Source organism: Acinetobacter sp. SFA, from assembly GCF_001647535.1.
GTDB lineage: Bacteria > Pseudomonadota > Gammaproteobacteria > Pseudomonadales > Moraxellaceae > Acinetobacter > Acinetobacter pecorum.
On sequence record NZ_LSZI01000002.1, the window covers coordinates 83662 to 105495 of the forward strand.

The following is a 21834-nucleotide window of genomic DNA, read 5'->3' on the forward strand; positions in this document are numbered from 1 at the left end:
CAACAAAAAAACCATCCTATTTAAATAAAAGCATTAAAGATTCCTCTTAATCCATTTTTAAATTTAATTAAAAATAATAGCACCTCATCTAAATATTTCTAAATCTTACAAAGTAACAATATTTGTTAAAAGTGTTTCGTTTCTGCACTTAAAGCCAGACTTTTAAATGAAATATGCTATAAATTTAATTAAACCAATGACAATTCAAATGGTTTTAAATTTTAATTAAATTTAATTTCAGAGGCTTAGGTAATATTTATGTCAACTCCAAAGGCAGATCAAGACCAAGAAGATTCACTTGTAAGCCCTTTTTATATATTACCTCATATGATTTTAACCCAGCTCAAATCTTTTATTTATTCACATAAAGTAGTTTTATTTCTTGATATTGACGGGACCATTTCTGAATTTCACCCTGACCCGGAAAAAAGTATAATCAGGAACGAAACTTTAAATATCTTAAAAGAATTACAAAAATATATTAGCTTGGTATTAGTGACAGGCCGCTCAATTGCACAAGCACAAAAACTCATTTATCCATTCACTTGGAATATTGCCGGCTCTCATGGTCTAGAATTATGCTATCAGTCAAATTTAACAAATTTAGTTAATTTAAATTCTAGACAGTTTGAATTATTAAAAAACCACATTAATGAGCGGTGCCTTGATTTTCCTAAGCTTCGGATAGAAATTAAAGATTATTCTATCGCCCTACATTTTCGTGAACATCCTTATTTAGAACAACAAGTACACACATTTGCCCTAGATTGTCTCGCTCACTTTCAAGATTTTGAACTTAAGGCTGGAAAGTTTGTATTTGAACTGGTACCCAAAGGTGCAAATAAAGGTGCAGCGATCCAAAAGATTATTCAACATTATCATTTAAATGATTATTACCCCATTTTTATTGGAGATGATCTGACTGACGAAGCCGGTTTTAAGGTCATCAATACTCTTAAAGGCTGCTCCATTAAAGTCGGCCCAGGCAAAACCCTGGCACACCATCGCCTTGAAAAGGTAACCCAGGTGCAGGCTTTTCTTGCGGAATTCTTAGAAATATTGAAAGCACAACAACAATTATTATTGGAGAAATTACATGTCAAAACTCATAGTGTTATCTAATCGTGTAAATCTACCCAAGGCAGACAATACCCAGGCAGGTGGATTAGCGGTTGCTTTGCAGGATGCTTTGCATGATATAGGCGGTATCTGGGTTGGCTGGAATGGATCCCGAGTTGAACAAACGAAAGAACAGAAATTCCAAATCCTGAAACATCAGAATGTTGAATATCATACGAGCCCTTTGACCGAGTCCCAATATCAGGGTTTTTATTGCGGTTTCGCCAATAATGCATTATGGCCACTAATGCACGATCAACATCAACTGGTAGATTATCAGCCCCAAGATTTTAAAATTTATCAGGATGTTAATTTACGTTTTGCCAAACACCTGAAACAGGTGGCCTCTCCTCATGACATCATCTGGATCCATGATTACCATTTTTTAAGTGTGGCGCATTATTGTCGTAAGCTCGGCATGCGTAACCGTATTGGCTTTTTCCTGCATATTCCTTTTCCTGAACTGAGACTCTGGCAGACTTTACCTGCTTATCGCGATCTGGCCCATCATTTAGCCAATTATGATGTAGTGGGTCTACAAACTTCTCGCGATCAGGAAAATTGTCTGCAGTTCCTTGAACAGACCTTGAAAGTCCAACATCGTCATAGTGAAATATTGAATTATCAATCTCGAAAGATTCATGTGAAATGCTATCCAATTGGTGTGCATCCTGTGCAACTACAAAATCAGGCCTCAGATACCCATCTAGAAAAGCTGCCCTTTAATCTTGATACAGTGCCGCCTTATAAAACCATCATTTCGGTTGACCGGATTGATTACAGTAAAGGCTTATTGGAAAAAATCGGGTCTTTGCAGAGCCTGCTAGAAGATCAGCCAGAATTTAAAAATCAGTTCCAGCAATTACAAATTGCCTGCCCATGCCGTCTGGATGTAAAAACCTACCAAAATCTGTATGAGCAATTTAAATCTGCCGTGCAGGAACTTAATACCCAGCAGGGTACAGCGGACTGGGTACCTTTTGATTGCAGCTATGACACCTTGGGGCATGAAGCCTTGATGCAACTCTATCGCAAGGCAGATATCTGCTGGGTAAATTCGATCCGGGACGGTATGAACCTGGTTGCCAAAGAATATATTGCTGCACAGGATCCTCTAGATCCCGGTATCTTGATTCTATCTAAATATGCCGGCGCTGCCGAACAAATGAGAGAAGCTTTACTGGTGGATCCATATGAACACGACAGTATGGCCAAGGCGCTGAAAAAAGCGCTACGCATGCCTAAATCAGAACGTTTAGAGCGTTATCGGTATTTAAATCAGGGCTTGAAAAACTTCGATATTATTCGCTGGCGTGATCAGTTCATTACTGACCTGAAAAACTCGCAAAGTCTGCGGATCTATCGCCCTGTGGCTACCGGAGCGTCAACCCAGTTCAGCGTAACTGCTTAAGTTTTGAGCCTAAAAAAACACCAGCATTAAGCTGGTGTTTCATTTTGAAGAGGGGCAACTGCATCTCCGCCTTGGTGAACTTCTCTTGGCTCTGCAGTGAGATGATTCAAAATCGTAATACCCAACAGGCCAATCGCAATTACGCTAAATACCAGACTTAATCCAATCATTTCACTGCCAAATCCTACCAATGCTGGTCCAATCAATGAACCTGTATAAGCAAATACCGATACATAAGACAATGCTACATGTGAAGCCAAGGTTTTTTGACGTCCTGCACGGGAAAACATCAGCGGTACAATATTGGCACTACCTAAGCCTAAAATTGCATAACCTACCAATACCACCTGCCAGACTGGCGCAAACACTACTGTCAACAAACCGGTGGTCGCCAGGAGCGCACTTAATAAAATCGTATTTTTTTCACCCAACTGGTTAACAATCAAGTGTCCGCTAAAACGTCCCAATACCATCAAGCCAGCAAAGAAACTGTAAGCTAAACCGGTTTGTGCAGCTGGTAAACTGAACTCAGTGCTCAGATAAATACCACTCCAGTCCATGGCGGCACCTTCAGAGAGGAAGGCAACAAAACAGATCAGGCCAATGCCTAAAATCGCCAAGGTCGGTGCTGCTTTTTTCACAGGCTGTTCTGGTGACAATGCTTCATCTGTCACTGTTTTAGACTCAGCACCCAAGCTAAAAGGAACAGCAATTAAGGCAATAAGCAGCAAAATGCCACTGACAATGATCGCACCGCTTAAAGGTGCCAGTCCGAATCCCATCAACATGGTCATACCCAGCACCCCAGCCAGACCACCTAGACTACATACCCCATGAAAACCGGACATTAAACTTTTACCGAGTTTTTTCTCAATCTGTGCAGCCTGCATATTGACAGTAACACCCAAAGCGCCAGCACTTGCACCAAACAAAAACAGGCTGACAGCCATCATTATATGATTTGGGCTATAAGCCAGCGCAGGGAGAATGAACATCAATGCACTCAGAATCACTGCTAAAACTGCACGGCAACCCAAGGCATTGGCCAGTCGGCCTGCCAGTGGCATAGCCAGCATCGAACCGATCCCCGCACAGAGCAATAGCAGACCGAAATCAGCATGATTTAATAACAGGCGCTGCTGTGCATATGGAATTAACGGCGCCCAAGCCGCAGTACCAAAGCCCAAGCAGAAGAAGCACAACGCAGTCGCTATTTTCTGCCATAAATATGGTGATGGAGACTGAATTCGAGAAAGCAGTGTTTGATTGAACATTGTATTACCAAAAAAGAAGGTTCAGGCATCCATTACCGAGCATCCATATAAAAACCCCACAGACTTATAGTTAAAATATATAAGTATGCAGGGCTGAATTTGTGTGAATTATAAACAGAATAATTTTAAATGGAATACTTTTTAGACACAAAATTTGAGATTTTTTACAAGTCTCTGATTGTATAAAATTTATAGTTTTATGTTTTTATTTGCATAGGCTGATCGTTTTTTTTGTAGCCTGTTTAAGCTCAAGGTTTTGTAAAAAATAGGCAAAACCTGCAGTAATTTTTGAACTGAGACGACTGCTAGTCGTGACTCTGAGCTGATTTGACCAGACAATCTGGGCGCCAGCTTCTTCTAAACGATGGATGAAGTCAACATCTTCATGACACTCCATTTGCTGAAAACCGTTAACTTTCACATAAGCTGAAGCTTTAAAACACAGGTTTGCGCCATGAATATGCCGATGCCCCATCCTGTCCTGATAATGTCTCAGGTAAGCCTGACGGGTCTTGTGACTTAAATGATCCCATTGATCCAGCTCCACCACGCCACAAATCGCATCGGTCGGTTGATGCTGTGACATGACCTGAAACCAGTCACATTGTACAAATGAATCGGCATCAGTACAGCAAATCCAGTCACAGCCCTGTCCGATCATCTGCTGAACGCCCAGATGACGCGCCTTGCCTACATTTCGAAAATCGCAGCTGATGGCCTGAATACCCATTTGCTGAACTTTAACTGCGGTATTATCGGTACAATTGTCCAGGACCACAAGAATCTGGATTTCCGGAAGATTCTCTATTGATTTAAAATATTGAAAAAAATAAAGTTGGGCTGATTTTAACGCCAGCAGGCAGCGTTCAATATAAGCTTCCTCATTACAGGCCGGAATCACCACACCGATTTTTTTCATCTTAAACCCTCCAGCTCTGCCACAGATTGCGCTTTATTTAGCCAGAGATCTACTAAAAAATCGGAGTCCTGTAAACTTAAATGATGTGTATAGTTTAAATGCGCTTTGAGATATTGATGGATATCTTCACCATTCAAACTATAGCCTGAGATTGGCGTGCGCCAATGACAGCTCAAGATACATCCCCCTGGTTCCAATGCAGTATGCAACCATGTCAGTACCTGATCCAGTGCAGTGGAGTTCAGATAATATAAAATTTCACTGACCACAATGAGCTGAAATTTCTGTTTTGGCAGGTTATCGGGCACGATACGCTGCAAAATCTGTACATGCGGATAAGTGTGTAAACGTTGCCGGGCCAACCGGATCGCAGTATCGTTAGCATCCAGACACATTAAGCTATCGGTGCGCTGCGCCAGTTCCTGACTAAAGACGCCATTGCTGCAACCAATCTCAATTGCAGATTCAAAGCGCAACAGCGGCAATAGTGCCAGACAAATCTGCCGTTTGCGCTGTTCATACCAACGCTGTTCATATTGCCAGGGATCTCCCTGATTCAGGGCATATAGAGCATCGAAATATTCCTGATCATAGGCTGCGTTACTGTTCATACAGATACACCTCCCAGGGTTGTAAAAGACGTTGTAATGCCTGTTCTGGCAGAATAGCTGCTTGTTCTGTGGTAGGGTCAAGCTCGAGCTGACTCTTAAAACATCGCGCAGCTATAGACTTATATTGCAGTTCTTCTTCAGTTAATCTGAGTTGATGAGCGACGCTCCAGGGAATTCTGGTATCTCCAGGGGTTGCCCAGTGCCACGCCCAAATCAGGACCTGAATACAGGCCAAATTAAGCTCAGTCGCCAGCTGCTGGGTGACCTGCCCTGTAATTTCATGATCTGGATGCCCATCATGAACAAATGTGGTAATTAACACATCATTCGGCTGCAGATAAGATTGCAGGTGCTGCTGCAACAAATCACGCTGTTCTGCCACCTTGCCATCCTGAATGTCTAAAGCGATCCGCAGAATATTCTGTTTTAAAGGCAACCCTTCTAAAGCTGCTCGCGTTTCAGCAGGACGAATCTGGTTCAACTCTTCGGGAGTATACAGACTAGAGCCCGGATGACTGGCTGTCCCGTTGGTAACGGCAAAAAGTACAATTTGATATCCAAGTTTGTCCAGGCGCTGAATCAGACCTCCACAGCCCAAAATTTCATCATCGGGATGAGGGGCAATAATGCAGATCCTGGCATCCGTTGGAATAACCTGAGGAATATCGAATTCCGGCATCTGTTGCAAAATCTCACAGGTACGCCATTCTTCCAGCCTTGTACCTTCACCATGGATGACACGATCACCCACAATCTCATGTCTTATAATGTCCATAGTGCTTCCTCCTGTGCGCTTAATTCACCAATTCGCTCCAAATCAAATGCAGCATGACTTTGACGAATAAATACCGGAAGATCTGCTGCAAGCCGGGCAAAATGCGGATGCTCACAATACGGCGCAGCACCTAGGGCCTTCCCCACATGAGTGAGCACGTTTAAAGCCGTTGCTTCAACCTGAGCACGCAGACTGCGAATGTTTAATTCATGTGAGTATTGTGGCTGCTGATCAATTAATTCAGCAACTTGATAAAATAAGGCTTGTGTTGCTAGAAGCTCCCGACTGATTTCACCAAGATACATGGCTTTATAGGCATGCGGTTTGACCAAGAACGTCTGCCTTAAATACTCAGCCAAACGGACAGTTGCACCATACCAGCACGCAGCCACACCTGCGGCACCATGCCAGAATCCAGGCCGATCCAGATAGGCATCCGGAGCAGCGACTTTTTCCACCTCTACCCGATCCAATTCTAGCCTGGCAGTTAAAGTATGCTGCATGCCCACTGCCTGCCATGCATCCTGATAATGCTGAATGCCTTCTTGCTGCAGATCCAGAATCAGTAACTGGGATTGTTGCTGCTCATCACGATAAGTGAGCAGGCCGTGTTGCACCCAGACCGATGCAGAACACCAAGGCTTAATTCCGGTGAGATTTCCTGCTTCCAGCTTTAAAGGTCGGGGGCCACCTTCTGCTGCCCATACTGCCCATAAGCCATTTTTCATGACTGGAATATTCAGTTCATGCAAAATGGCCAAAGCATCTAAATGCGATTCAAACAGTTTTCCTAAGCTCAGATTACTGGCTGAGACCTGGCTGAGTATCTGCCAGCGTTTTAAGGTAGCTCCAGAAGCGGGATATGGCACCTGAGCGGAAATCTCCACCAGCTCCATTAAAGTGTGGTGAATTTTTTCTTGTAGCTCCAGAGGAGAAGTTTCAAATCTTTGTAATATTGAACCGAGGTTCATGCATGCGGTTCCTCATAAAATTTGGAGAATACTTTTGTGTTTTTTTAAAGTCAGTTATTTCAGTGAGTGAGAAAGCTTACGCATTTGTTTTAAACGTGTAGTTAATCCTAATACCTTACGCCTTGCATTAATCTCCTCTTCATTGAAACAGAGTTGCTGCATGAGTTCATCTAAAGGCAAATGATTATGCTCAATGAGATAAATGTCCTGTTCTCTGCTCCATTTGGCTTGCTGTACTTGTGCCAACAACTTTTTGACATCCGGTTTCACCATCTCTTCGTCCATATAAAAACCGGGAGGATAGAAGCCGGAGCCTCTATCCTCCAACATAATAGGATGGGTGGTTTATTAAGCAGGAATCGCTTCCGCAATTGCTTCACGCGCCCAGACACGATGATTCAGGATCAAAGTCTTAAAGCTATCTTGTACTGCTTCAAACTGTCCGTTTGCCAAGGTTCCTTCATCACTAACCAAGCGTAAATGTTCAATCAGCTTGCCTTTATCGCCCAAGAACACGATTGGTTTTAAATGCTTGTAGGCTTCCAGCAGATAATGAGTCGCCACACCGTCTTTCATCACCACATCGTAATTATCACCGTCAGCAATCACCACGGCATCATAGGCGATGGATGGCTCGGCTTTTTGCATACCATCGGAAGGAATCACATCACCTTGCAGACCCAGTACCGGACCCGGTTTTGGAGTCAGTACATCGACTACAGCCCCTTCTGATTCTGCCCAGGCTTGAACAGCCTTGATACTGGCCTCATTGGCTTTATCGTGTACCAACAGGGCAATTTTTCGTGCTTTAATATCTTCAGGTTTGAATGCCTCGAAAGATAAACGTGGTGAAATCTGCACATCCGGCAATGTTGCAGCTTTTTTCTCTGCCGGAATTTCAATACCCAATTGATCAGCCACTTGCTGAGCCAAGTCCAGATCGATATTACAGAGCACTTCCAGAACTTCACGCTCACGAATATATTTGCGCTCTACCTTGCTCAGCTCAAAGACATAGGCATCGACAATGTGCTTTTGCTCATGTGGTGCCTGGCTGCGGTAGAAAAGGCGGGCCTGACTAAAGTGATCACCGAATGATTCGCTACGCTGACGGATCTTGTGTCCATCAATACGTTCCTGATAACTTTCAAAGCCACCGCCTTGTGCTGCGGGCGGAGTTTCAGCCGGCCAGTTATTGTCAATCGAATTCGGCTCATAACTGGCTTGACCGGTATGTACAATACGCTGATGTAAACCGTCACGCTGGTTATTGTGGAATGGACAAACCGGCTTGTTAATTGGGATCTGGTGGAAGTTCGGACCACCTAAACGGCTAAGCTGAGTATCGGTATAGGAGAACAGACGTGCTTGTAATAATGGATCATTGGTAAAATCCAGTCCTGGCACAATATGTCCCGGGCAGAATGCCACCTGCTCGGTTTCACCGAAGAAATAATCTACATTCCGGTTCAGTACCATTCTGCCAATTGGCGTCACCGGCACCAGTTCTTCCGGAATAATCTTGGTTGGATCCAGCAAGTCAAAGTCATACTTCATCTCATCTTCTTCTGGAACCACCTGTACACCCAGCTCCCATTCCGGATAGTTACCGGAGGCAATCGCTTCATATAAGTCACGACGATGGAAATCCGGATCTTTACCCGCCAGTTTTTGTGCTTCATCCCAGACTAGCTGGGCGAGACCCTGTTTGGGGGTCCAGTGGAATTTCACAAAAACTGCTTTATTCTCGGCATTGATAAAACGGAAAGTATGCACACCAAAGCCTTGAATGGCTCTTAAATTACGTGGGATGCCTCGATCTGACATGGCCCACATGACCGCATGTGCAGATTCAGGAACCAATGAGACAAAATCCCAAAAAGTATCATGTGCAGTGGCACCGGTAGGAATCTCGGTCTGTGGTTCAGGCTTGACCGCATGCACGAAATCCGGGAACTTGATGCCATCCTGAATGAAAAATACTGGCGCATCATTCGCCACTAAATCGAAATTACCTTCTTCAGTATAGAACTTGGTGGCAAAACCACGAATGTCGCGCACGGTATCTGCTGATCCACGCGGTCCCTGTACGGTAGAAAAACGCACAAATACTGGTGTTTGTACGTCGGTATTGGTCAGGAAGCTAGCTTTGGTGAGTTTTTCATTCCCCGGATAAGCCTCAAAATAACCATGTGCACCAACACCACGGGCATGCACAATACGTTCAGGAATTCGTTCATGGTCGAAATGGGTAATTTTTTCCCGAAGAATGAAATCTTCGATCAAGGTGGCACCGCGAACGCCTGCCTTGAGACTGTTCTGGTTGTCGGAAATTTTAACCCCTTGATTGGTGGTGAGTGCCTGCTCGGTAGCATCACTACGATATACATCGAGCTGCTCACTTTTTTTATTGGTATTTTGTTTATCTAAACCGTCTTTTCCAGACGCAGGGCTATTGGCCTTAATTTTCATGATGTTTTTTTCCTTGCTGAGCTTAAGTTTAGTGCAGATATTTTTGTCTGTCTCAAAATCGCTTGAGCTTGTATGTCGCTTGGCTTGACCAGTTCATCTTTATCCGTAAGTTAATCGTCTACAGCTTGTCGCAGTCTCACATTTCATCTACTATAAATGTACTGACTGGAAGATTTTTGACTTTTAGAGATTTGACTTGCAGAAATGCTCATTGGTTTCGCCTGTGTCCTAACATAACTGTATTTAGAAGCGAGATTTATTATTGTTTGTAGTCACTTGTTTAATTAAGGCAGTGTTGTGTTATTTTTTTATAAACTCTCGCTTTATTTATGTTTTAAATTTTCACATAAACCATTTATTTAAAATAAGATATTAGAAATACTCCAATGATGTGGGCAAGTCGGATTAAGTATAAGAATACGTGATTTTACTCATAAATCAGCACTCTAGATTATTATACTTCTGAAATGATAAAGACTTTTTAAAGCATCCATTTGCTTTAAAGAATTAACTCGTTAGCTAGTAAACGTGATCAAAATGGTCATTTTTAAATGGTTACACTCCTACGTCTCACTTATACATAATGACTAAACTTTATGTCTGCATACTCATCTAATATCTATAACTTATAACCACTTAAATCGATCTCCTCATAGAGAGATCAACTATCCAGTTATAGGGATGACCTCATCTTCTGACTCAGGTTTTTGAATCCATCCGAATTTATTCTCATACACAGTATCGCATTAAGTTTTAAGGAGTAAGAGCATGGCCTCTTCTAAAAAAGAATCTAAAGCAATGAAAATTGATATCGGGATTTCTCATGATGATCGCGCCAAAATTGTCGACGGTTTGTCTAGACTCTTAGCAGACAGTTATACCCTGTATTTGATGACTCATAATTTCCACTGGAATGTCACCGGCCCTCAGTTCAACAGTCTGCATAACATGTTTATGACACAATACACCGAACAGTGGAATGCACTGGATATTATTGCTGAACGTATCCGTGCTTTGGGTTTTGCAGCACCAGGCACCTATAAACAGTTTGTAAAACTTACTTCCATTCAGGAAGTCGAAGGTGTACCCACTGCTGACGAAATGTTGCGTTTACTCGTAGATGCACATGAAACTGTGGCACGTACCGCCAGAAGTATTTTTTCAACGATTGAAGAGGCAAATGATCAGCCGACAGCTGATATTCTTACCCAGCGTCTGGAAGTGCATGAAAAAACGGCCTGGATGCTCAGAAGCAGTCTGGAGCAATAGAGCCAGACTGAATCAAATGAGAAGCCCGGCTTATTTCACAGGATGAAGTAGATATTTAACAGAGCACCCTAAGTGCATAGGTACGCTCTAACGTTTTTATTAGTTTTATTAGTTAGATTTATTGATCCTAAGTGACTAAAGCAGCTTAAAAGAAAGCAGCCTAAATATAATGGTAAAAAGTAACCCGTTAAAATCTTAAGGATGTAGGCACTCGCCTACATCCTTTTTTAAAAATAGATTATTTCACTCTCAGCTATGGCGATCATTTTTTGAAAGCTATAAATCTGAAATATCTTTTCTCTCGCTTCAAAAAATTAGCCCTCCTGGCTCCTTGTAGTACAGCTTAATCTTGAGGAGAATTGCTTGAATCACTTTCAATCCGGCCATCGACCAGATTAATGGTACGGTCACAAGTGGCTGACAGGCGCGGATCATGCGTTACCAGAAGTACAGCACAACCACGTTCACGATGCACTTTACGAAACAGCTCAAACATGTCAGCCGCGGTCTGGGTATCCAGATTGCCTGTAGGTTCATCTGCCAATAATAATGCCGGCTCAGTGATCAAAGCTCGCGCAATGGCTACCCGCTGCTGCTGTCCTCCCGAAAGTTCATTCGGTTTACGTTCAGCAAATTTTTCCAGTCCTACTGCGGCCAGCAAATCTCGTGCGCGTTGCAATGCCTGCTGCTTCGGCTTGCCCTGCGCCATCATTAAAGGCATTAAAATATTATCCATTGCACTAAAGGCTTGGATCAGGTGATGAAACTGGAATACAAATCCGATGCTGGTGCCACGCAATGCAGTACGGGCGGCATCATCCATCGCGCTGGTAGGCTGTCCCAACAAATACAGTTCGCCACTTGTCGGTTTATCCAGCAACCCCAAAATGTTTAATAAAGTACTTTTACCAGAACCCGAAGGGCCAATGAGTGCAGCAAAGTCATTGCGATCAATGCGCAGATCAATGCCATGCAAGATCTCTACCTCATTAGGCTGGCCAATATTATAAGATTTTCGCAATGCTTCCAGACGTAGGACTTCTTCAGCTTGATTAGACATGACGAATCGCCTCCACCGGATCAAGTGCCGCTGCCCGACGTGATGGTACTGCCGCAGCCAGCACCCCTGTTAATGTCGCCAGCAATAGAGCCAGCAAGACCAGTTCAATCGAAATAGGAATATAGAATAGACCCGGACCAAAGTTGTTAAAGACCCAAACCAGACCATAACTGACCACACTTCCCAGTACCGAACCAAGCAAGCCAAAGATTGCCCCCTGAAACAAAAAAACCCTCAAAATTTGTGATTGGGTCGCACCGGTCGCTCGCAAAATTCCAATCTCCCGGGTGCGCTGTACCACACTGACAGACATGACGCTGGCAATACCGAACGCAACCGAAATCGCTACAAAGACAATAATCATATTGGTCGATAGACTTTGGGCAGTAATTGCATTCATAAGCTGCGTATTGGTTTCAATCCAGCTTTCCGTCTTCAACGAAGTCAGGCGCGCGATTTGTGCTGCAACCTGGTCTGCCTGAAAAATATCATCAATGGTCAGATCGATGACTGTTATTCCGCCCGGCAGGGAGAGCAAAGACTGCGCCTGCTTTAAATCCAGATAAACATAGCGAGCATCCAGATCACGAACCCCAAGTTCGAATATACCGGCAATATTGACCACAGCGCTGTTCTGCTGACCAGTATCCAGTCGCAGCTTGCTGCCGACCTGTACTCCCAGATCTTTGGCCAACTGACTGCCAATCAATACATCATCTGCCCCAACTCGTAACTGCCCGCTAATCAGATATTCTTTTAAGGGAATAATCTGCTGATAACGTTCCAGATTCATTCCGACCAGCGCCACCGACTCGATCGCATCACCGCGCTGAACAAAGGCAGGCCCTGACACAACCGGTGAGACAGCAGTCAACACAGGCAACTGGTCCAGGGTTTCGGTAATCTGCTGCCAGTTATTAATCGAACGCAGTCGCTGTGCCCGTTTATCTTCTTGCAACAATTGCACAGTACCCGCAGGAGGCGACACCACCTGATTGACTTCATCTGGTGACAGCAGACGGATATGGGCCTGGGTGCCTAGCGTACGTTCAATAATATTTGCTTGCAGCCCCTGAATCAAAGCAGTAATGAATACAATTACAGCCACGCCTACCGCGACACCAACAGTGATCATCAGAGATTGTGCCCGGCCCTCGCGCAAAAAACTGACCGCGATTTTCCATTCGATCCAGAGCCGCCCGAAAAAGTTTTTCAATCGAAATTCACCGGTAACTCATTTTTACTATCTGTATTATCATTAGCAGAATTCATCACGGAGGTTTTTTGCGGCTCTACCCGAACTCTAGCCCCATCCTTTAATGAAGAGTCTGCATTCACCAGCACCTGGTCACCTGCTTTCAAGCCGGAAACCACTTCTGACATGGTCAGGCCACGCAAGCCTAAACTGACCTGCCCATGCTTTATTTTCCCATCATGAATCGTAATCACCACCGCCTTATCTCCCTTGATACTGCTTAAGGCATCATTGGGAATGGCCAGTGCCCGCTCCCGTCTGGCAGTTTCGACATTGACCGAAACAGTCATATCCTGCCGAAGAAAATCAGGCACCGGATTAACAATCAATCTGACTTCTACTGTACCACGTTGCGGATCAATACTCGGTGCAATAAAGCTGATACGCGCCGGAAAGCTCTGATCCGGATACGCATCTGCAATCACAGTAGCTGTTTGCTCTAAGGCCAGTTGCGGCAGGTTCCGCTCATCCAAGGGCACCCGAATTTCCGTATTGCCATTCAAGGCCAGCGTAAATAGTGTTTGTCCAGGCTGAACCAGATCGCCAGGCTCTACATCACGTGTCAGCACCGTTCCTGCCACCGTAGAACGTATTTTTGCCTTGGCCAGTTGCGCCTGTGCCACCGCGAGCTGTTGGCGCAGTGAAGCTTCTTCAACTTGTCCGGATGCCAGGGCTTCAGCTTTCAGGCGGGCCGTTTCAAAATTGTTACGTGCTACCCTTTCTGTCTCTACCGCCTGTTCTATTTCTTCAGCCGAGAGTATGCCTACACCAGCAGCGCGTCTACGTGCTGCTTCACGGCTGGCCTGATCTAGCTGCGCTTTGGCACTGGCCAGTTCGGCCTCTGCCTGTGGGCGCTTGACCTTAGCCAAATCGGTGAGTGCCAGCTCGGCTTGCTTAACCTGGGCCAGAAGCTCATCAGATTTCAGTACCACCAACAGGTCACCCGGCTTGACTTTATCCCCCTCTTTGACTCTTGTTTCGAGAACCACCCCGGTAATTTCGCTGCCGATCTGAGTCCGTGCCACAGTCGTGACCCGCCCGCTCGCAACGACATTTTGTACCAGCGGCATGGCGCTTAAGGTATAACTAGGTACCTTTGGTCCCTGCCACCAGCGAAATAGAGCAAAAGCCAGTACCAGTATCAGCAAGACAATGATGATCAATAACTTATAACGGCCAACACGCAATTGCACATCTCCGGTTGAGGATTAAATAATTGTATATGAGTGAACAAGGTACAGGAATTTGTTTATATTCATTTAAACTTATAAAAATATTTCTAAAAACTCTAGACTATATCGCCTTTATTTTTCTTTCATGTCTCATTTTTAAGGCTGATGTGGTGAGTAAAAGCTATTTATTTTCCTAATCTAATCAAGTTTCCTATTCTCTCTTTGATACTACAACCTATGTATCTTTGAACAGTTTATTTTTTTTAATTTTTTTGAAAAGAATTATCTTTATAATGCTTTTAAAGCTATTTGTATCACTTAAAATTTCTGAGCGAATCAGAAGATTTGTATTTCCCATTCATTGATAGGACTTTGCTTCCTTTCTATCTAAATTTCACTCTACCTCTCCATTTTATTGAGGTTCTTGTTCGATGCTCATAGCTTGTTATAACCCTTATAAAAAATAGTTGAGCTACGTATCGAATCCGGTTTTATTAAATCAGGTAACAAAACTTTAAGTATTGAAAGTGAATATCACTTATACCATTAATATCTGCTAAACTTCACACAACCTTCATAACTCTAAAGTCCTGCATCTTAAAATCTTTATCCAACTGATAGTTAAAATTTTTATCTAATTAAAACAAGCTATTAAATATCGATAAATTTTTATGAAGCCACTCAACCATTTAGCTTTCCTACAAAATGGAGCTTCAAATGAATGATTTAAATAACAATATATTATCCCGTTTAAGCCTGCTGATGATGATTTCATTATTGGCCGCTTGCAGTAGTGATAATGGCAATAACAACTATCAAGGTAATCCTCCTTCGAACCAGACACCACAATTATCACCTGCTGTTGGAGCTAAAATAAAGAAACAGTGTGAACAGCTCGGTTCATTTCAGTATGCCAACACCACGATTACTTCAGCTACTGCCCTGGAGGCAGGTGCTGAGACCGTTGCCAATAAACCCATTCGGGCACATTGTCTGGTTACAGGATATATGTTTCCACGAACCAGCCCTGTAGACGGACAAGAATATCGAATTGGGTTTGAGATGCGTCTTCCTCTGGACTGGAATGGACGCTTTCTTTTCCAGGGCAATGGCGGGTTTGGTGGCGAGATCATTCCAGCGCTAGGTTTTATCGGAAGTGGGGGGCCACTCACCAATGCTCTCTATGAAGGTTTTACAGTGATCTCTTCAGATATGGGCCATACGCTTGAACAAAACTCTACTTTTGGACTGGATCCTCAGGCGCGACTTGATTATGGCTATGCTGCCATGACCAAGTTAACCCCGATGGCAAAGCAGCTCATCAAGTTTAGTTATGACAAAGTGCCTGACAGATCATATGCTGCTGGACCTTCCCGTGGCGGTAACCTTGCATTAATTGCAGCTACGCGATTACCAAATGAATTTGATGGTATTTATGCCAATTCACCTCCATTTGACTTACCAGTGGCAATAGTTGCACAAATATATGATGCACTACAGTTGAGAAAAGTCGCCACCGATGTTGATGATTTAGTGACAGCTTTTACTCTAGAAGAAAGAAAAGTTGTGGCAGATGCTGTTTTAAGGCAGTGTGACCAGCTTGATGGCATTACCGATGGTATGGTGCAGGATGTGGATCAGTGTCAGACACGATTTAATATTGAGAGAGATGTTCCTGTCTGTCAGGGTGAAAGAAATGGTACTTGCCTGTCAGCAGAACAGATTCAGGTGATTTCCGATGTATTTAAAGCTCCGGTAAATTCTAAAGGTGAAGAATTCTATGTGGGTGAAGCTTATGATCCGGGTATCATCGGGCAGAAATGGGCCAATGTAAAATTGTTTTCTACTCAATATCTAGAAGGTCTTGCTAGTGCCACAGCAATTACTTTTCAGGTCCCGCCTGAGGAGGCACCTTTGCAAAATCCACTGGAATTTGCATTGAATTATAATTTCGATACCGATCTTATCAAGTTGTTCAGGACAGATGATACCTATAAAGAAAGTTCGGTTGAATTTATGGGACCACCTAATCCACTAAACCTGACTCCTCTGACTTCAAAAGGAGGTAAACTTATTGTAGTCCATGCAGTAGCAGATGGATCTACTGCCTCCATGTATGAGTCACAAAACTGGTATAAACAACTCTTGGAACGCAATTCAGCCAATATACAAAATTCCGTTCGGTTTTTCCGGGTTCCAGGTATGAACCATGTTTCTCAGGGTGTTGCTACTGACCAGTTTGATGGACTTACTGCACTGGTCAGATGGGTGGAATATGGTGAAAAACCTGATCGTATCATTGCCACTGCACGAGGTCCTGGCAATCCGAGTGGAGAAATTAATCCCGAGATTCCGTCAAACTGGGCACCAAACCGGACCCGCCCACTCTGCCCATACCCATTAATTGCACGTTATAGTGGTCAGGGAGATAGCGAAAAAGCTGAAAACTTTAACTGTGCTCGATAGCTTCTATACTTCACTTAAACGCTTATTCAACTGGAAGAAATAACTTTTATTTCTTCCAGTTTTAGTGAGGAATTTGAAATTCTATAGTTGTTCCACTTACACTTTGCAAGGTTGCTTCTAACTCAAGGGCATCCTGATTCAGGTACACATCTCTTCCTGTTTTATTAAATCAGGTAACAAAACTTTAAATATTGAAAGTGACTCACTTTCAGGCATTAAGTATTGCTAAAATAAGAACAGCCTTCATAACTCTTGAGTTATTACTCTTGATCTTGTTGATAATTAAAACTTTTATTTAATGAAACAGGCTATTTAAATATCAATATATTTCTATGAAGTCACTCAACCATTTAGTTTTACTGCAAGATGGAGCTTCAAATGAATGATTTAAATAACAATATATTATCCCGATTAAGCCTGCTTATGATGATTTCTTTTTTATTGGCAGCCTGTGGTGGCGATAATGACAATGACAGATATCAAGGTAATCCTCCTTCTAATCAAACACCACAATTATCACCTGCTGTTGGAGCTAAAATAAAGAAACGGTGTGAACAGCTGGGTTCATTTCAATATGCCAATACCACGATTACTTCAGCCACTGCTGAGGCTGCGGGTGCTGTGACTGTAGCTGAAAAACCCATTCGGGCCCATTGTGTAGTCACAGGCTATATGTTTCCACGAATCAGTCCTATAGATGGGCAAGAGTATCGAATTGGTTTTGAGATGCGTCTTCCTCTGGACTGGAGTGGCCGCTTTCTTTTTCAGGCCAATGGTGGATTTGGTGGAGAACTCATTCCAGCCTTAGGTTATGTTGGAAGCGGGGGGCCACTCACCAATGCCTTATATGAAGGCTTTGCTGTGATCTCCTCAGATATGGGTCATACACTTGAACAAATTACTACTTTTGGTATAGACCCACAGGCCAGGCTTGATTATGGTTATGACTCGATGATCAAGTTAACCCCGATGGCAAAGCAGCTCATCAGGTTTAGCTATGACAAACTGCCAGACCGATCTTATGCAGGTGGCGCTTCACGAGGTGGAAATCTGGCGCTGAATGCAGCTACACGCTTACCAAGGGAATATGATGGTATTTATGCCAACTCGCCTTCCTTTGAGCCGCCTCTTTCATCAATAGCACAAATTTATGATTTTAAAGAACTCCGAAAAGTCGCTACGGAAATTGATGAGACAATAACAGCTTTTACCGATGCTGAAAGAAAAGTTGTAGCGGATTCTGTCTTAAATAAATGTGACAAGCTGGATGGTATTGTAGATGGCATGGTACAGGATGTAGACCGATGCCAATCAGAATTTAATATCCAAAGAGATGTTCCGGTGTGTCAGGGAGAACGTAATGGAACCTGCCTGTCAGCAGAACAGATACAGGTTATCGCTGCTGTATTTGATACACCTGTAAACTCTAAAGGTGAAAAATTTTATGTCAGTGAACCTTATGATCCAGGAATCGTTGGACAGAAATGGGCCAATTTGAAACTAGCACCTCTTAGCGCTTTAGATCGTAGTGCTGGAGTATTAGGCACTGTGTTCGAGACTCCACCTAATTTATTAGGATTGGAAAGACCGAGTGAATATATCTTGAATTATAATTTCGATACTGACCTTATCAAGCTATACAGGACAGATAACACCTATAAGGAAAGCTCAACTGCTTTTATGGGACCACCTGATCCATTAAATGTGACGCCTCTCACTTCAAGAGGAGGTAAAATTATGGTAGTACATGCAGTAGCGGATGGCTCTACCTCCGAGAAGGAATCACAAAACTGGTATGATCAGCTTTTGCAACGTTATTCAGCCACTATACAGAATTCAGTACGATTTTTCCGGGTTCCGGGTATGAACCATGTTTCTCAGGGTGTGGCTACTGACCAGTTTGATGGACTGACTGCACTGGTCAGATGGGTGGAATATGGTGAAAAACCTGACCGTATTATTGCCACTGCACGCGGTCCGGGTAATCCGAGTGGAGACATTAATTCTGAAATCCCGTCAAACTGGGCACCAAACCGGACCCGCCCACTCTGTCCATACCCATTAATTGCACGTTATAGCGGTCGGGGAGATAGCGAAAAAGCTGAAAGCTTTAACTGTGCTCGATAGCTTTTACACTTCACTTAAACGCTTACTCAACTGGAAGAAATAACTTTTATTTCTTCCAGTTTTAATTCGCTATCTGGATTTAAACACGATAAGGGCTAGAACATTGTAGCGAGGGAAAGTTAAACAGTTTCTAATTGACCGACCTGATGATACGCACGGTTAAAATACACCAGACTTTCCTCCTGCTGACTCTGTCTAATCGCGATGACACGACATAAAAATATACTGTGTGTGCCCACTTTTTGAATTTCTTCAATCTGGCAATCAAAGCTCACCAAAGCATCATCTAAAATTGGAGCACCTGTTTCAAGCGTGCTCCACTTACCGAGTTTAAAGCGATCTTCAGAGTTAAATTTGCTTGAAGCAAATGCATTGGAGATGTATTCATGCTGCGTGCTGAGTACATTGACTGAGAGTACTTTATTTTTAATGAAATGTTCATGTGAACGAGAGGATTGATTCATACAGACCAGCAATGTCGGTGGGGTATCAGTCACACTGCATACGGCCGATGCGGTAAAGCCATGCATACCTGCTACACCTTGGGTCGTGATCACATTCACAGCCGTGGTTAACAGGGACATTGCATTTCTAAAGTCTATTGCTTCAATCATCTCTTTCATCTCAATTATATATACGATGTGCCTGTACTCAAAGGCAGGTAAATGATCTACAGATCATTTGCCCTACTCTGGTTTAGCCATGCTTCTTTTAAGCACCCAGCTCCTGACGAACAATCGCAGCTCCTGCACTAAGTGCTTCGAGTTTGCCCCGAGCCACTTGACGAGACAACGGTGTCATCCCACAGTTGGTTGATGGATACAGTTTGTCTGCATCCACAAATTGCAATGCTTTACGCAGTGTATTGGCAACTTCTTCAGGCGTTTCGATTTGATTGGTTGCAACATCAATCGCACCGACCATGACTTTTTTACCCCGAATCAGCTCAATCAGATCCATCGGTACACGTGAGTTTTGACACTCAAGCGATACAATATCAATTTTTGATTGTTGCAATTTAGGGAAGGCTGCTTCGTACTGACGCCATTCATTACCCAGGGTCTTTTTCCAATCGGTATTGGCTTTAATGCCATAACCATAGCAAATGTGTACTGCAGTTTCACATTTCAGACCTTCAAGCGCGCGCTCTAAAGTTGCTACACCCCAATCATTTACTTCATCAAAAAACACATTGAATGCTGGCTCATCAAACTGAATGATATCAACCCCTGCTGCCTCTAATTCAAGTGCTTCCTGGTTCAGAATTTTGGCAAATTCCCATGCCAGTTTTTCACGGCTCTTGTAGTGACCATCGTACAATGTATCAATCATGGTCATTGGACCTGGCAGTGCCCATTTGATCGGCTGCGTGGTTTGGCTACGCAGGAATTTCGCATCATCCACAAACACTGCTTTTTTACGGGAAACTTCACCGACTACTGAAGGTACGCTGGCATCATAACGGTTACGGATACGCATGGTTTCACGTTTCTCAAAATCTACCCCTTCAAGATGCTCGATAAACGTGGTCACAAAGTGCTGACGGGTCTGTTCACCATCACTGACAATATCAATGCCGGTATGGACTTGTTCATGCAAGGACAGTTTCAGTGCATCACGTTTCGCTTCTAGTAGTTCTGCACCTTCGAGTTTCCAAGCTGACCAAAGCTTTTCAGGTTCTGCCAGCCAGGACGGTTTTGGCAAGCTGCCTGCTGTAGAGGTCGGGAGTAACTTTTCAGGTTGTAAAAGTGCCATGTCTAATCTTCTTTCTCTAAATTCGTTTATATATGTGATCTATCAGGCAGCGTTGTCTTGCTGAGCCGTTGCTACTTTAAAATTGACAGCCCATTCATCCAGAATGTCTTTATACGGCTTAATGAAGTTTTCCTCTGTCCATTTACCTTGTTTGACCGCCAGCTCCCCACGTTCAACACGGTCATAGACAATGCGAGTTAATGAATAGTCGCCATAGCTCAAGCTAGGCTGATACACCACACCTGCAGATGAATTTGTGTTGTAAATTTCAGGACGATAGATTTTCTGGAAGCTTTCCATGGTGCTGATCGCACTGATCAGTTCAAAATCGGTGTAATCGTGCAGCAAGTCGCCCGCAAAATAGAATGCCAAGGGTGCATTGCCATTTTCAGGTTTAAAGTAGCGAACACTTAAGCCCATTTTTTTTAAATATTCATCGGTACGTGAGTAGTCATCATTGGTGTATTCCACACCTAATATCGGGTGAACATTCGCACTACGGTAGTAGGTTTTCGTGGTTGAAACACTCAGGCAAATCACGGGCTGTTTATTAAATTCAGCTTTAAAGACTTCTGAATTCACAAGATGCTGGTACAGCTTGCCGTGCAGGTCACCAAAGTCTTCAGGTTTTTCATTGGCCTTACAGCCGAGTGATGGTAATACCACACTGAAATCATAATCACGTACATACGATGAGAAGCTATTCCCGATCATGCCTTCAATGCGTTCATTGGTATGATGGTCGATAATGGTACTTTTCAAGGTTTCAATAAATGGAAAGGTTTGACCATTGCCCTCAATATCAATTTCAGCAGAGATGATATCAATCTCCAGTGAATAACGATCACCTCTAGGATTATCGGCAGTCGCCAAGCTGTTAAAGCGGTTGTTAATCATCGCAAGTGTACGACGAAGATTCTCCTGACGGCTTTCACCACGTGCTAAATTGGCAAAATTGGTGGTTAGACGTGTATTGTTTGCTGGTTTGTAGTTCTCATCAAAACGAATACGTTTAATTGAACATTGAAATGCTGTACTCATGGAGATATGCCACCCTAAATTTTTATAAAAATATAAAAAGCTAAATTTCTGTCTGGCTTTATTTAAGCGTGAATCCCAAGATGAGTAAAACGATATAAATTCAGTTAAAGGTGAGTAAAATTCATCTAGCACATTTT

The 21834-nt window shown here is 43.3% G+C and carries 18 protein-coding genes; 5 read left to right on the forward strand and 13 right to left on the reverse strand.

Annotated elements, in window-relative coordinates; genetic code table 11:
• Window positions 1–258: 258 nt before the first annotated feature.
• The gene (gene otsB, locus AY607_RS01950) at window positions 259–1122 is read left to right on the forward strand and encodes a trehalose-phosphatase (protein ID WP_064101600.1); all 864 of its coding nucleotides are present in this window, start codon (window positions 259–261) and stop codon (window positions 1120–1122) included.
• A complete protein-coding gene (locus AY607_RS01955) occupies window positions 1097–2530 on the forward strand; it encodes an alpha,alpha-trehalose-phosphate synthase (UDP-forming) (RefSeq protein WP_064101601.1) in 1434 nt (477 codons plus the stop codon). Before otsB ends, AY607_RS01955 begins: the two co-directional genes overlap by 26 nt.
• A 26-nt stretch (window positions 2531–2556) precedes the next feature.
• On the opposite strand, the gene AY607_RS01960 is transcribed toward AY607_RS01955, so the two are convergent.
• The 7 genes from AY607_RS01960 to katE form a co-directional block, all read right to left on the reverse strand.
• Window positions 2557–3804 (reverse strand): MFS transporter, encoded by a 1248-nt coding sequence (locus AY607_RS01960; protein WP_064101602.1) that lies wholly within the window; start codon window positions 3802–3804, stop codon window positions 2557–2559.
• Window positions 3805–4009: 205 nt separating this feature from the next.
• Window positions 4010–4723 (reverse strand): glycosyltransferase, encoded by a 714-nt coding sequence (locus tag AY607_RS01965; protein ID WP_064101603.1) that lies wholly within the window; start codon window positions 4721–4723, stop codon window positions 4010–4012.
• The gene (locus tag AY607_RS01970) at window positions 4720–5334 is read right to left on the reverse strand and encodes a class I SAM-dependent DNA methyltransferase (protein ID WP_064101604.1); all 615 of its coding nucleotides are present in this window, start codon (window positions 5332–5334) and stop codon (window positions 4720–4722) included. Before AY607_RS01970 ends, AY607_RS01965 begins: the two co-directional genes overlap by 4 nt.
• A complete protein-coding gene (locus AY607_RS01975; protein WP_064101605.1) occupies window positions 5324–6109 on the reverse strand; it encodes a PIG-L deacetylase family protein in 786 nt (261 codons plus the stop codon). Before AY607_RS01975 ends, AY607_RS01970 begins: the two co-directional genes overlap by 11 nt.
• Window positions 6097–7080 (reverse strand): hypothetical protein, encoded by a 984-nt coding sequence (locus AY607_RS01980; RefSeq protein ID WP_064101606.1) that lies wholly within the window; start codon window positions 7078–7080, stop codon window positions 6097–6099. The genes AY607_RS01975 and AY607_RS01980 overlap by 13 nt, the downstream gene beginning before the upstream one ends.
• Before the next feature lie 54 nt (window positions 7081–7134).
• The gene (locus AY607_RS01985) at window positions 7135–7353 is read right to left on the reverse strand and encodes a hypothetical protein (RefSeq protein ID WP_064101644.1); all 219 of its coding nucleotides are present in this window, start codon (window positions 7351–7353) and stop codon (window positions 7135–7137) included.
• A 75-nt stretch (window positions 7354–7428) separates the two neighbouring features.
• The gene (gene katE / locus AY607_RS01990; RefSeq protein WP_064101607.1) at window positions 7429–9552 is read right to left on the reverse strand and encodes a catalase HPII; all 2124 of its coding nucleotides are present in this window, start codon (window positions 9550–9552) and stop codon (window positions 7429–7431) included.
• 768 nt (window positions 9553–10320) lie between these two features.
• On the opposite strand from katE, the gene AY607_RS01995 reads away from it, so the two are divergent.
• Window positions 10321–10821, forward strand: coding sequence for a Dps family protein (locus AY607_RS01995; RefSeq protein ID WP_064095732.1), 501 nt, complete (start codon window positions 10321–10323; stop codon window positions 10819–10821).
• A 343-nt stretch (window positions 10822–11164) separates the two neighbouring features.
• On the opposite strand, the gene AY607_RS02000 is transcribed toward AY607_RS01995, so the two are convergent.
• Genes AY607_RS02000 through AY607_RS02010 form a run of 3 tightly spaced genes read right to left on the reverse strand, consistent with a single transcriptional unit; the run spans window position 11165 to window position 14323 of the window.
• Complete coding sequence (locus tag AY607_RS02000) at window positions 11165–11881, reverse strand: ABC transporter ATP-binding protein (protein WP_064095733.1); 717 nt, start codon at window positions 11879–11881, stop codon at window positions 11165–11167.
• Window positions 11874–13097 (reverse strand): ABC transporter permease, encoded by a 1224-nt coding sequence (locus AY607_RS02005; protein ID WP_064095734.1) that lies wholly within the window; start codon window positions 13095–13097, stop codon window positions 11874–11876. Before AY607_RS02005 ends, AY607_RS02000 begins: the two co-directional genes overlap by 8 nt.
• On the reverse strand, window positions 13094–14323 hold the full coding sequence (locus AY607_RS02010) for an efflux RND transporter periplasmic adaptor subunit (protein WP_064095735.1): 1230 nt from the start codon (window positions 14321–14323) through the stop codon (window positions 13094–13096). Before AY607_RS02010 ends, AY607_RS02005 begins: the two co-directional genes overlap by 4 nt.
• A gap of 702 nt (window positions 14324–15025) precedes the next feature.
• On the opposite strand from AY607_RS02010, the gene AY607_RS02015 reads away from it, so the two are divergent.
• Complete coding sequence (locus tag AY607_RS02015) at window positions 15026–16774, forward strand: tannase/feruloyl esterase family alpha/beta hydrolase (RefSeq protein WP_064101608.1); 1749 nt, start codon at window positions 15026–15028, stop codon at window positions 16772–16774.
• A gap of 378 nt (window positions 16775–17152) precedes the next feature.
• Window positions 17153–18901 carry a tannase/feruloyl esterase family alpha/beta hydrolase gene (locus AY607_RS02020; RefSeq protein ID WP_064095737.1) on the forward strand — a complete coding sequence of 583 codons (1749 nt, stop codon included), beginning with the start codon at window positions 17153–17155 and terminating at the stop codon, window positions 18899–18901.
• Window positions 18902–19020: 119 nt separating this feature from the next.
• Here the strand turns inward: AY607_RS02020 and AY607_RS02025 are convergent, their stop codons facing one another.
• The 3 genes from AY607_RS02025 to AY607_RS02035 all read right to left on the reverse strand — a co-directional run bounded on the left by AY607_RS02025 (window position 19021) and on the right by AY607_RS02035 (window position 21697).
• On the reverse strand, window positions 19021–19515 hold the full coding sequence (locus AY607_RS02025; RefSeq protein ID WP_064101645.1) for a flavin reductase: 495 nt from the start codon (window positions 19513–19515) through the stop codon (window positions 19021–19023).
• Between the two features lie 97 nt (window positions 19516–19612).
• Window positions 19613–20656 (reverse strand): methionine synthase, encoded by a 1044-nt coding sequence (locus tag AY607_RS02030; protein WP_064101609.1) that lies wholly within the window; start codon window positions 20654–20656, stop codon window positions 19613–19615.
• A gap of 42 nt (window positions 20657–20698) precedes the next feature.
• On the reverse strand, window positions 20699–21697 hold the full coding sequence (locus tag AY607_RS02035) for a putative oxygenase MesX (RefSeq protein WP_064095739.1): 999 nt from the start codon (window positions 21695–21697) through the stop codon (window positions 20699–20701).
• Between the last annotated feature and the right edge of the window lie 137 nt (window positions 21698–21834).